This window comes from Chitinophaga caeni (assembly GCF_002557795.1).
Lineage (GTDB): Bacteria > Bacteroidota > Bacteroidia > Chitinophagales > Chitinophagaceae > Chitinophaga > Chitinophaga caeni.
The window spans coordinates 1,816,666-1,830,027 of sequence record NZ_CP023777.1 but is presented as its reverse complement, the minus strand read 5'-3'; the positions used below and the strand labels follow the sequence as shown (position 1 = coordinate 1,830,027).

Sequence of the window (13,362 nt, the reverse complement as noted above, 5' to 3'; positions counted from 1 at the left end):
CGGTACGATCCATCAAAATTGAAATTGCAACCTGCACGTAAATACATTATCCTTTAAATCCTCCGTATACCCGGGCAGCGCGGTATCCTCATTTTTCACCATATCGTAATAGAATGTCGCTTTTAGATGTTCATCGAAGTAATAAACATATCCAAATCCGAACGTGTCATACCTGATATCTGCCGGTGTAGTATTCGTATTCGGTGCACCTATTTCTGTTCCTTTCACTCTTTTATTCGGATCATACCAATCGTATTTTAACACGAATTGGTGTTTCTTGCTCCCAAGGTTTTGTAAAAAGTAGAAGTACGCTCCATCAAAACGGCGGATATACAAAGGCTGGTAATTCCCGTCTATATCAATGGGTATGATGCCGGGGGTTTCAGACTCCTTTGCTGTAGCAGTTTGCGTACCAGCCAAGTATTCGGCCCTGAACTCCGTTTTGCCATAAGGATGTAAAAACCTTAGTTGGGCATCCGCACCGAAATAATGCCTCGGGGCAATCTCCCCGATATTTGAAGAATCTGAATTTTCTTTAAAAGCGTAATGTCCGTCGCCAGTAGCCTGCATTTTGTAAACCCGGTTCGTAAACTGCTCGATTCCTCCATACCACATTGATGCCCCGGCAGAAAGCTGTACATCATTGGCTATTAATTTTGGTTTTAGCGCTATCCTGGTGCCGATATCCTTGTGGCTGTCATAATCCCCGCTGCCTGATAAACCTTGTCCATTAAAGAACCCCAGGTCCACTTTGAAGTTGCGCAATGGATGATCCGCTTGCCTTGGTTCAAAAGAAAACATCACCCCTAAATCCCGCTCTGTTTTCATCAGGATTTGTGACATACGGCCCCTTTCGGGCGTTTCACGTACGCTGGATGAATAATTCACTTCCCAACCGATAGGTCTTGCAAACACACCAATTGTCATAGAGAAATAATTCAATTTATTCTCAAAAAAACGACCGAAGAAATCGCGTATGTTCACCCCGCGTTCTGTTCCATCAAACTGGAAGGCAAACTGCATAACCGGGTACCCTTCCTTATTGAAACGCTCGTAATCTACCTTGATACGGCCGCGGCGTAACATGAAGCGATTATCAACATGTTCTTTAAAATCTCCGCCGGCAAAGGATTCGGCGCCTCTTGTTTGGATATATTGAAATTGGGGCTGCATATAACCACTTAACCTAACGGCATCAAATTTCTTGTACATGGAAAACATACCCTTTCCCAAGCTGGTAGTAGTATCAATCATATCCATCAGAAACTGGGCCTTTGATGTCTTCCCCATACAAAGGGTGAGCACAAATACCACGATGCAAACCTTACTTTTCATCCTAGAAAAAAATTTCCGCAAAAATAAGGTTCTGTTCGCACAATACATAAAAAGCCCCCGGTTTGCCGGGGGGCTCCATACAGCATTATGCCAATCTATGTTATATCTTATTTCGTGATTTTTTACCTGTTCCAAACAGTCCAAGTATCTTTTGTCCAATCGCTAGCTGGATCGATAGCACCGCGGTAAGTAACCTTGGTGAAGAAACCATCCGCTAATTGATCGGTAAACGCAGCACCGGTTAATGCAGGAGAACCTGTAGCAGGAGCTAAGTTCGGAGCAGCATTATTGAAGGCGTCAGTTAATTTAACATCAGCAGGACTTGTGAAAGAAACCGTGTTATCACGAGTTTCTACCAAAGCTTTCAAACCGGCTGCATCTAATAAACCTGTGTTAGTTAACAAGTCAACTTTATAAGTCTCGGTAACTGAGCTGATCAAGCTATTTCTTAGACCGCTTTCACCATCGATATAGTTCTGAACTGTCAAGTCATTATCCAAATCTAAACCCGCTTTTTGACCACCTAATACAACCGAGTTACCCAGTACGAATTTAGTTCCTCTCCTAATACGCATGTTATAACCGTAACCATCTACAGTACCAGCAGCATTGTTAGGACCGATCAAAGTAAAGTTTGATAAAATAGGATAAGTGAATGGAGTAATATCAAATGGTTTTTTACCATTAGAGTTATCGAACTCAAAGTTGTTAGAGTAATCACCACCGGATTTGTTATCTACAAATTTCGGATCCTTGATAGAAACCGCGAACTGGATTTTACCGTGGAAACCATCATCGAAATCGAAATCGTCATCAGCAGTATTGTAAGCGATCAAATATTTCGCTTCTACGGCGCCACCGAAAAATTCATAAGCATCGTCCAAACCGCGAACTACCTGGATGTGATCGATCGTTGTACCACTACCAACACCATATAAAGAAAGACCGTTTACTTCATCATCAGCAGCAACTGCTTTACCAGCATACTCAATCCTTACATATTGTAAATAACCGGAGTTGTCGGCATCATTATTACCTCCGAAAGCACCGTATTTAGAATCAACAGAACCCTCGATAGCGCTATGGTTTCCGTTAGTTGTAGCATCACCGGCAATGATGATACCACCTAAATCACCTGCAACTGGTTCTTTCTCGCCACTGGTAAATACGATAGGCTTTGCAGCAGTACCCCGGGCATCGATAGTTGCTCCTTTAGCGATCAATAATACACCCGCAGAGTCCTTGGTACTTAAGATCGTAGTACCAGCTTCGATCGTTAATGTTGAACCGGAAGGAACGTATACGTAACCCCTTAATTTATAAACCTTGCTGGCTTCCAATTTAGTTTCACCTGTTAAAACACCTCGGATACTAACTGTATCACCGGATGGGTCAGGTCCTGGATTCGGTGTACCATTATTGTCATCATCTGAACAAGATGCCATGATAGCTGCGATGGCAAAACTTGCAAAAAGTAATTTTCTCATGAAATTGTGTTTGTTTTTAACGACAATGTAAAGTTGTGAAATACTATTTATAAGGGTTTTAAGCCAGTGTTAACATTATATTTATTTAATGTTAACACCGGTATCAAAACTATTTTTTGTCAAACTTGTATTTGAACGATAAAGAGATGGTAGATCCCGGTTTCCATTGGTTAATCACGCGATCAACTGAAGGATCGTATGCCGTTTTCCCTTCTGCATCATAGTTATAATAATAACGGATCGGTTGCGCCAAAATATCGCTGACATTCAACTTGATTTCACCTCTTTGGTTCAGGATCGATTTGCTCAACTGTAAATCGATCACATCCCTGGCTTTCTCGAATACATCTACGCCACCTTGTTCTCCACGGAACTTCAACCTTTCTCCTACCTTGTTATACAAGATGTTGAATGCAAATCCTTCCGGCGCTGCATAGGTTAAACCACTATTAATCAGGTAAGGTGATTGCCCTTGCATCGGGCTGGAAAGGTTTCCGCGGTTTTGCAAGGTGATATCGCCATTGATTAAAGATGCATTTACGTAGAAAGTCATATTTTTTAAGAAACTATTGCTAGCAAGGAATGCGAGGTTTTTACGCACTTCCAACTCGGCGCCGATCGTCGTAGCTGAAACGGCATTTTGATAAGTCAATATTTTATTACCCAAGTTGATTTGCTCGATCGGGTCAGTAAATTTTTTATAGAATACTGATGCGGAAATGATCTCACCGATGCCGCTGTAAAATTCATAGCGCATATCGGCATTCAAACTGGTACTACGTTTCAACTCCGTTTCACCCCTGATAATGAAATCATTCTCATAATCATATTGTGAATAGGCTGCCAACTCGCGGAACTCAGGCCTGTTTACAGCCATGAAGAACGAACCTCTCAAATTGGATTTTTCGGTAAGGTTGTAAGTCAAGTTTACGGAAGGCAATACATCTGTATTCGTATATTTTTGATTCGCTTTTCCCGGTGATTTTAATTCTTGCACATAGTTTTCGATACGTGCGCCCCACACCATGCGCAAGTTTTTCAACAGGCGGTTATCCAACATCAGGTAACCGGCGTTTAAATCGGAGGTACCTTTATAATCGGTAGAGTTCAAATCCAATTTCGATAATACGATATTGTATTTCTCCAAATTCTCGGGGGAGAAGATGTTGGATTCGTTCAATCCTTTATCTAAAGTGATATTTTGCCCGTACCTAACATCTGTATAACCTAATGCAGTTACACCGAAATCGCGGCTACGGTAGTTTTTCAAGGCACCGGCTTTGAACTTCGCATTTTCATTGAATAATTTAAACGGCACGGTTACGTTCAATCCACCACCGTAAATATTTTCCGTAAGGTTGGAATAGATACGGCCTAAAGAGTTAGGTTGAGGACTATTCACGTTACTGATGATTACATAGTACGGTTGTTGAGGATCATTATTATTAAATGAAGAGAAGATTCTTTGATCAGGTTGGTTGCGGTAAGCGCGGCCATATGAAGCATTCCAATCCACGATGATGTGCTGGTTACCTAACTGGTGCGTACCTTCTACAACTGAATTGAATAAGCCGTTTTGTGTTGTCTCGGCAGAAGAACCGTTCACCAACATGGTATCGCCGGCGCTACGGAAATTCCAACCGTTACGGGTTAAATAATTCAGATCAAAATCGTTGTTGAAAAAGTTCTTCCACGCGATTTTGCTTTTATTATAAGAATACGCGAGATTCAACAATGCACCGAGGTTGCGGGATTCTTCAAAATTATCGGTAGCGCTGAAGTTCATTTGATTTTTCTCGATGTCAAAATCACTTCTTTCCCCTTGCGTAAGTCTGCGGGAAGTACCGTAATTTACCGCTAATAAATACCCCAGGCGGTGACCATTCTCCATTTGCATAGTGCTTCCGGTAGAGAACTGCAAACCGATATTAGGTAAGCTTTTGCTGTTGCGGATATCCCCGAAAGTATTCGGGAACTGCTGCGTAATCGTTTTACGATCGGCAGAAGGCAAATTTGAATATTGATCTTGTACGCTAGTATACGCGCTAGGTAAATCTTTTGAATTGTCGAGGAAACCAGCCCAATCCAATTTACCTTTCGGACCAGCGGCAGAAAAATCTTTGAAGGTTGTAAGGGTATGATAACCCAAGCTCAATGACAATTCTGTAAACGGCTGATTTGGTAAGTCCTTGGTATTGACCTTTACGGCCCCACCGGCAAAATCACCGGGTAAATCAGGAGATGCCGTTTTATAAATTATAATATTATCTATCAATGAAGATGGAATAATATTAAAAGAGAAGGCTTTTTTATCAGGTTCTGTACTAGGCAGCAGGTTGCTATTCATCAAGGTCGTATTGTAACGTTCGGCCAAGCCGCGTACAACAACGAATTTGTTATCAGTTATACTGGTACCGCTCACCCTTTTTAAAACATCACCGGTATTACGATCTGGTGATTTTTTAATAAGATCGGCAGAGATACCATCGGATACAACTGCATTATTCTTTTGTGCAACATAAATTGCATTAATCGTTTCCTGTTTGAAAGTACCCCTGATCACGACCTCCTTCAAATTCTGCGAAGCAGGTTCATCCATGATAATATTTAAAGTAATCGGCACTTGACCTTCTACTTTTACATCACCGATGGATTTGGTAGCGTATCCGATATACTTGAAATCAACGGTATAAACACCGGAGGTAACCGGCAGGGAATAATTACCTTCAACATCAGTTACGGTGCCGTTAGCAGTACCATGAATCAATACTGTAACACCAATTAACGCCTCACCGGACTTCTTATCGGTTACTTTACCAACAATGCGGCCGGATTTAGTCGCGTTTTGAGCAGAGGCCCAAATGGAACTGAATAGGAATAAAATGAACAGGTTTGTTTGAAATATGCGTTTCACTTTTGCTTGAATTTGATTGCAAAGCTAGACGCTTGCCATTACCGTAATGTTAACCCAATATTACCAGGATGTTAAATGTTAAGGAATCATTAAAGAATAGTTAACTACGAACCTAATGGCCGCATTCGGGTTAACGGGGGAAGCTACTTCTCACCTTTCCTCTGCTATACATTATTATATAATGTTAGGTTGCGCACTATTAGGTGGAAGTAGGCGGGCTAAAAAATCGAATCCCAGGTCTAAAGGGTTATTATTGTTTTGGGATGTATTTTTCAACATGGCGGGCAACTGGAACAAGCGAAGACTTTTATTGGTAAAAGGTTTCCAATCATTATTACAAATTTCCATGCTAATGTTAAACTGATCTTCCAAGACTTCTTCAAACTCCCTGAGGCTCAATGTTTCGTCTATCGGGTGTTCTACAAGCGCCGCCTCGATGAAACCTACATCACGTAGCACGTCCTGTTCATCGGCAGACGAATGACGGGCATATACCACAACATTGCAGTGCAACAATCGTTGAAATTGCATTTGTAATAATGCAACGGTCATGTACGGGTGTAATTTTAATACTTTCATCTCATTGATTATCAATCATCACAAACTTACATCTAATACATTAAGGAAATATTAATGTGATGTTATGTAATTGTAAAGCTAGGTGAATAAAACGAGTGCTTTTGTTGGCATTTATATTATTATGTAGACGTGGGGAAAGTGATCGTCTTGGCTATTTCCCATTCCATCACAGATTCATCCTCCTCTTCTGTTGCCGGTAATTGTTGTCCCGCCGAAGTAACGGGGTGTTGATACAACTCCCATTTTCCATTGGAATATTCGAGTGCGGTTAGGCTTTCAACCCAATCACCGGAGTTGATATATAATATATCCTTGTTATCAAAAGTCATATTTTTTATTACAGGCTGGTGGATATGTCCGCAGCAAACTACGTCGAAAGATTTGTCGGCAGCAATTTCCGCCACGGTATCTTCAAAGTTTGAGACAAAGCTCACGGCGCTTTTCACACTTTGTTTCACTTTTTTTGAAAACGACATCTTTTCGCGGCCCATTTTTTCCAAGATATGATTTACCAACCTGTTAATGATGATCAGCAGATCGTAGCCCTTTCCCCCTAATTTTGCCAACCACTTGGAATGTTGCATGGTCACATCGTACACGTCGCCATGGAAAAACCAATGTTTTTTGCCATCCACTTCGAGGATCAACTTATTATCTATATAAAAATTACTGAGTTCGAAGCCGGCATATTTCCTGAGCGACTCATCATGGTTACCCGTCAGGTAATACACATCAACGCCTTTCCCGATCATTTTCAGGATTTTGCGGATCACCTTGGTATGTGATTTGGGGAAATAGCGCTTGGAAAACTGCCAAATATCGATAATATCGCCATTGAGAATGAGTATTTTAGGTTCGATTTCATCCAGGTACTTGACGAGTTCCTTAGCATGGCAGCCGTAAATCCCCAGGTGAACATCAGAAATAACTACGATATCTAATTGACGCTTATTGGACATAAAATTTTTTAATATAACCCTTATAAATCCTGTTAAAATTGAACCAAATGCCACACTAGATTGTATTTAAAGGCACCGATCTTGAACATTGAAAGGGCATAATTTTATATATGCAAAGAAAATTTCGCTATATTACTTTTATATTATCCCAGTGTTAAGGAATTATTAAGTCTTACCAGGTGTTGGGGATGCTGGGATCTACGAGCTATTTTTGCGGGCAAATATTTGAAACTAATACACGACATATGGGAGGCTTCAATTCGATTGTTAAGCTATTTATGCCAAAAGACCGCGTTTTTTATTCATTATTTGAAGACGTGGCCGCTAACTTAGAGGAAATGGGTAAGGTGCTGACAGAGCTTGTAGCTGCCAGCGACCCTGCTGTTCGCAAGGATAAGGTGAACCTGATCGAGCGTTTAGAACACAAGAATGACGACCTAACACACAGGATTTTCGTGGAATTAGGCCAAAACTTCATTACCCCCTTCGACCGTGAAGACATCCACTACCTGGCGGCAACTTTGGACGATGTAGCTGATTACATTCACGGTTCCGCTAAAAGAATTGACATTTATAAGGTTACGGAAATCAATGATAATATCCGCAAACTGGCGGATTTGATCCTTCAAGGCGTTCAAGAGCTGGGACGCGCCATCCCCGAATTGCGCAACATGCAAAACATGCGCGTAATTACGGATGCCTGCGTTCGGATCAATAGCCTAGAAAACCGTGCTGATGATATCTATGACAGGGCCATCGCAGATTTGTTTGACAGGGAGAGTAACGCGGCAGAACTGATCAAGATGCGCGAAATCTACCAAGCATTGGAAATCGCAACCGACAAATGCGAAGATTCTGCCAATGTAATAGAAACCATCATTATTAAATACGCCTAAGCGTAATATTGCTGCGTTTGATTGGCATAATTTATCATCAACATGACTTTTCTAGTTATCATTATCATACTGGCTTTTATATTTGATTATATAAACGGTTTCCATGATGCGGCTAACTCGATCGCTACGATTGTTTCTACCAAGGTACTCACACCGTTTCAAGCTGTACTTTGGGCCGCGGTTTTCAACTTCGCAGCATTCTTTATCTCCAAATATGTTTACGGTGAATTCAAGGTTGGTAACACGATCGCGAAATCCGTATTCGAGGAGTTCATTACCCTCAAGGTAATTTTCTCCGGCCTAGTTGCTGCCATTTTATGGAACTTGCTAACCTGGTGGTATGGCATTCCTTCCAGCTCTTCCCATACCTTGATCGGTGGATTTATCGGCGCGGCCGTGGCAAATGCCCATGGTAGTTTCGCCGTGGTCAACTTTGACAAGGTATTACCGATTGTTTATTTTATCGTATTGGCGCCATTCATAGGTATGGTCATAGCCTTTATCATAACGATTCTCATTGTAAATATCTGTAAAAAGGCCAACCCTTACCGGGCTGAAAACTGGTTCAAACGTTTGCAGTTGGTTTCTTCCGCCGCATTGAGCTTGGGCCACGGTGGCAACGATGCGCAAAAGGTAATGGGTATCATTGCCGCAGCGATGGTGGCACATGGGCTCATCCCAAGTATCAAGGACGTGCCGGACTGGGTTCCTTTCTCCTGCTTTGCCGCGATAGCGCTAGGTACCATGAGTGGTGGTTGGAAGATCGTTAAAACCATGGGTACACGTATCACGAAAGTAACCCCCTTGGAAGGTGTAAGTGCTGAAACGGCCGGTGCTATTACCTTGTACCTTACCGAAAGCTTCGGTATCCCGGTAAGTACCACGCATACCATTACCGGTTCTATCATCGGTGTTGGAGCCACCAAAAGGCTTTCAGCGGTGCGCTGGGGTGTTACGGTGAGTCTCTTATGGGCATGGATCCTTACCATTCCCATCAGTGGAATTTTCGCTGCTGCCGTGTTTTATGTCGTGAACATATTCATATAACATATTATTTTTATTATAAAAAAGCGGTTACTTCCGATACGGGGTAACCGCTTTTTTATGCCGCCCCGTGAGGAAATCACAAGTATTGTAAACACTTATAGATGGATATATAATTCTAATAGATTAACTTACGGGCGCTAATTTTTTAATAAAATTTATGTCAATTTCAATATTGACGCTATTTTTGTGCGATTTTATCGCGTTAAAGAAATAAAACCTAAGTTCAGAAAACCATGAAAGGAATTATCCTGGCTGGTGGATCAGGCACCCGATTACACCCCATAACATATGCTATCAGTAAGCAGATCATGCCGGTATATGATAAGCCGATGATTTATTATCCAATGTCCACGCTCATGTTAGCAGGGATCAAGGACATCCTGATCATCAGTACCCCGCATGATTTACCAGGATTCCAGCGGTTATTCGGAGACGGCAGCCAATTGGGATTGAACCTTAAATACGCGGAACAAGCCGTTCCAAACGGTTTAGCCCAGGCATTTGTCATTGGCGAGGAATTTATTGGAAATGACAAGGTGGCATTGGTTTTAGGCGACAACATTTTTTACGGCTCGGGACTAGGTACCCAATTAGCCGGGAATGTTGATCCCGATGGTGGTATCGTGTATGCTTACCAGGTGTCGGATCCTGAAAGGTACGGCGTTGTTGAATTTGATGGGAATATGAATGCCATATCTATCGAGGAAAAGCCTGAAAAACCAAAATCGAATTACGCTGTTCCAGGATTATATTTTTATGATAACGAGGTAGTGGCAATTGCCAAATCTTTGCAGCCTAGTCCCAGGGGAGAATACGAAATTACCGACATCAACAAGGAATACCTACGTCGCGGCAAATTGAAAGTTTCCGTATTGCCACGTGGCACCGCCTGGTTAGATACAGGCACATTCGATTCGCTGATGCAGGCATCACAATTTGTACAGGTAATCGAACAAAGGCAGGGCATAAAAATCGCTTGCATCGAAGAAATCGCTTACAGGAAAGGATTTATATCGAAAGAACAATTAAAAGAATTGGCGAAACCACTGGTTAAAAGTGGCTACGGTCAATATTTAGTAAACTTAATACAATAAACTTTTATTCTTAATCCCAAAAGTATTATTTAGCAGTCAACACAAATTTTAATTCATCAGCTCTATGCAAAAAGTTCTTGTAACCGGGGGATGTGGGTATATCGGGGCCCATACTATCGTGGATCTAATCAACAATGGTTTCGAGGTTGTTTCCGTAGATAGCAACATCAGGAGTACGACACAATTATTAGACGGGATCGAAAAAATCACCGGGAAAAAAGTGCGTAACTATAAAGTAGACCTTTGCAACTTGGAAGATACACATGCAGTGTTCCACGAAAACAGGGATATTGTAGGTGTGATCCACTTTGCAGCTTTGAAAACAGTACCGGAATCAGTAGCGAACCCTTTATACTATTTCCAAAATAACTTGTCATCCCTGGTCAACATACTTAAATGCGTGAAAGAGTTTAATGTACCGAACCTGGTATTCTCTTCCAGTTGCTCGGTATATGGCAATACGAAAGCGCTCCCGGTAGTTGAAGAAACGCCGATAGGAGAAGCGCAATCTCCCTATGCCCGTACAAAGCAAATGGGAGAACAAATTATTGAAGATTATGCCAGGGTGAACGACACGCAGTGTATATTGCTGCGCTATTTCAACCCGGTAGGCGCCCACCCGTCCGCGTTGATCGGTGAACTGCCCCTTGGCAAACCGGATAACCTGGTGCCCGTCATCACGCAAACCGCTATCGGGAAAATCCCTAAAATGGTCGTGTACGGTCATGATTTCGATACACGGGATGGCTCTTGTATCCGTGATTATATTCACGTGACCGACATCGCCGCCGCCCACACCAAGGCATTGCAATACTTGATAGATCATAAAAATGAATCTAATTGCGAAATATTCAACCTCGGTACCGGGAATGGCGTAACTGTATTGGAAGCGATCAAGGCATTCGAGAAAATTTCCGGATTAAAATTGAATTACGAACTAGGCCCCGGTCGCCCAGGGGACGTAATCGCAATTTACGCCAACAATAACAAGGCCAAGGAGAAATTAGGTTGGGAACCCAAAATGGGCATTGAAGATATGATGCGCACCGCATGGCAGTGGGAAGTATCCTTGAGAGATAAAGTAAGAAATAATTAATTTTAAGCGTTGCCAATGATTGGCATATGAAATATACCCGGCAAGGTAAATCTGCGTAGCATTTTATACCTTTGCCATTCAAAAATCCAGGCTCATGGTAAAAGATATTCAAGCGTTAAATGAAAAAGAAACCCGCGCAGGTTTCGGTGAAGGCATCTTGGAAGCTGCCCGCCAAAACCCGGAAGTGGTAGCTCTCACCGCGGATCTATTAGGATCAATGAAATTGCAAGCCTTCATAAAAGAATTTCCCGAACGTTTTATTCAATGCGGTATCGCGGAAGCTAATATGATCGGTGTGGCTGCCGGTTTAACCATCGGGGGCAAAATTCCTTATACAACTACCTTCGCGAATTTCTCTACCGGCCGGGTGTACGATCAAATCCGTCAATCCGTAGCTTATTCCGGTAAAAACGTAAAAATATGCGCTTCCCACGCCGGGTTAACCCTCGGGGAAGACGGTGCAACCCACCAAATCCTGGAAGATATCGGTTTAATGAAGATGTTGCCCGGGATGACAGTGATCGTGCCTTGCGATTTCAACCAAACGAAAGCCGCTACTATTGCGATCGCTAACCATGAAGGTCCGGTTTACTTGCGTTTTGGAAGACCGAAATGGCCAAACTTTACCGCGGAAGATCAAAAATTCGAGATCGGTAAAGCACAAATCTTAAATGAAGGTACCGACATTACCCTCTTCGCCTGCGGCCACTTGGTATGGAAAGCTGTTGAAGCCGGTAAAATACTTGAAGAAAAAGGTTATAGCGTGGAGTTAATTAATATCCACACGATCAAGCCATTAGATGAAGAGGCCGTATTGCGTTCTATCCAAAAAACAGGTTGCGCCGTTACTGCGGAAGAACATAATGTTTTAGGCGGTTTAGGCGATAGCATTGCCCAAGTAGCTGCAAGACATTTCCCGATCCCGATCGAGTATGTAGGTACTAATGATACTTTCGGGGAAAGCGGCAAGCCTGAAGAGCTTTTAAAGAAATATGGTTTAGACACACCTAATATCGTTGAAGCGGCAGAAAAAGCTTTGGCACGTAAGAAAAAATAAGGTTGTATTCCTTTTAAATATCTTAAAACCCATCTCCGGATGGGTTTTTTTTTTGGAAAACCTTAATAATCATCCTATGGCACTATAGCCAATCCTTTTACCTCAACTTCCGCACCCTGCCAAACATAATGTAAGTCAGCAATGATTAACTTCTGAAAAGCTGCATGTGATTTTCCATTTCGCAAATTGCAAAATGCGAAATGTACGGTTGAATAAATCCTTCAAGGTTGCGCACAAATTCTTATATTGAGCTTATCCTTAACCGGTATAATATGGAATATTTATTGATATATATGTTCCGTAAAGCATCAACAAATTAGATCAATCTTATGCCCGAATCTTTTACTGACAAAGAACTCTTGGTTCTATACCGGCAAGAGGATACCAAGGAGAAGGCTTTCACCATGATCGTGGAGAAATATCAAGAGCGGTTGTATTGGCATATACGCCGCTTATTAATCAGCCATGAAGACACCAATGATGTATTACAAAACGTATTCATCAAGGTTTGGCGTAACTTGGCCAGTTTCAGGGAAGATGCCCAGTTATATACCTGGCTTTACCGGATCGCAACCAATGAATCTCTAAGCTATATCGAACAGCAAAAAAGGAAATCAGCCATTTCTTTAGATGATATGGACTTAGCCCTCGATAATAAATTGCACTCCGAACCGGGTTTCGATGGCAACAGTCTCGCTTGGAAACTCCAAAAAGCGATACTGCAACTACCTCAGAAACAGAAGATTGTGTTCAACCTTAGGTATTTTGAAGAAATGCCGTACGAGGAAATGAGCCAAATTCTTGATACGAGTATCGGTGCGCTGAAAGCATCCTATCATCATGCCGTGAAGAAGGTCGAAGAATTTCTTAAAAATGAAGTTTAAATTTAATTAAACTC

General features: G+C 42.0%; 11 protein-coding genes. 6 read left to right on the top strand and 5 right to left on the bottom strand.

The window, feature by feature from the left end; genetic code table 11:
• Positions 1–12: 12 nt before the first annotated feature.
• From COR50_RS07675 to COR50_RS07655, 5 genes are all read right to left on the bottom strand, one after another.
• Entirely contained in the window at positions 13–1,335 is a 1,323-nt protein-coding gene (locus COR50_RS07675; RefSeq protein ID WP_232516302.1) for a porin, read from the bottom strand.
• A 122-nt stretch (positions 1,336–1,457) separates the two neighbouring features.
• Entirely contained in the window at positions 1,458–2,822 is a 1,365-nt protein-coding gene (locus COR50_RS07670) for a hypothetical protein (RefSeq protein ID WP_098193458.1), read from the bottom strand.
• A gap of 109 nt (positions 2,823–2,931) precedes the next feature.
• The gene (locus COR50_RS07665) at positions 2,932–5,736 is read right to left on the bottom strand and encodes a TonB-dependent receptor (protein ID WP_098193457.1); all 2,805 of its coding nucleotides are present in this window, start codon (positions 5,734–5,736) and stop codon (positions 2,932–2,934) included.
• A 174-nt stretch (positions 5,737–5,910) separates the two neighbouring features.
• Entirely contained in the window at positions 5,911–6,315 is a 405-nt protein-coding gene (locus COR50_RS07660) for a hypothetical protein (protein WP_157760683.1), read from the bottom strand.
• A gap of 119 nt (positions 6,316–6,434) precedes the next feature.
• Complete coding sequence (locus COR50_RS07655; protein ID WP_098193455.1) at positions 6,435–7,274, bottom strand: UDP-2,3-diacylglucosamine diphosphatase; 840 nt, start codon at positions 7,272–7,274, stop codon at positions 6,435–6,437.
• Between the two features lie 245 nt (positions 7,275–7,519).
• On the opposite strand from COR50_RS07655, the gene COR50_RS07650 reads away from it, so the two are divergent.
• From COR50_RS07650 to COR50_RS07625, 6 genes are all read left to right on the top strand, one after another.
• Positions 7,520–8,170, top strand: coding sequence for a DUF47 domain-containing protein (locus COR50_RS07650; protein ID WP_098193454.1), 651 nt, complete (start codon positions 7,520–7,522; stop codon positions 8,168–8,170).
• A gap of 42 nt (positions 8,171–8,212) precedes the next feature.
• Positions 8,213–9,217, top strand: coding sequence for an inorganic phosphate transporter (locus COR50_RS07645; RefSeq protein ID WP_098193453.1), 1,005 nt, complete (start codon positions 8,213–8,215; stop codon positions 9,215–9,217).
• A gap of 233 nt (positions 9,218–9,450) precedes the next feature.
• Positions 9,451–10,311: a glucose-1-phosphate thymidylyltransferase RfbA gene (gene rfbA / locus COR50_RS07640; RefSeq protein ID WP_098193452.1), complete on the top strand. Its 861-nt coding sequence runs from the start codon at positions 9,451–9,453 to the stop codon at positions 10,309–10,311.
• Positions 10,312–10,375: 64 nt separating this feature from the next.
• Positions 10,376–11,407, top strand: a complete 1,032-nt coding sequence (galE, locus tag COR50_RS07635; RefSeq protein ID WP_098193451.1) for a UDP-glucose 4-epimerase GalE — start codon at positions 10,376–10,378, stop codon at positions 11,405–11,407.
• A gap of 94 nt (positions 11,408–11,501) precedes the next feature.
• A complete protein-coding gene (locus tag COR50_RS07630; protein WP_098193450.1) occupies positions 11,502–12,464 on the top strand; it encodes a transketolase family protein in 963 nt (320 codons plus the stop codon).
• A gap of 329 nt (positions 12,465–12,793) precedes the next feature.
• The gene (locus COR50_RS07625) at positions 12,794–13,348 is read left to right on the top strand and encodes an RNA polymerase sigma factor (protein WP_098193449.1); all 555 of its coding nucleotides are present in this window, start codon (positions 12,794–12,796) and stop codon (positions 13,346–13,348) included.
• The last annotated feature ends 14 nt before the right edge of the window (positions 13,349–13,362 follow it).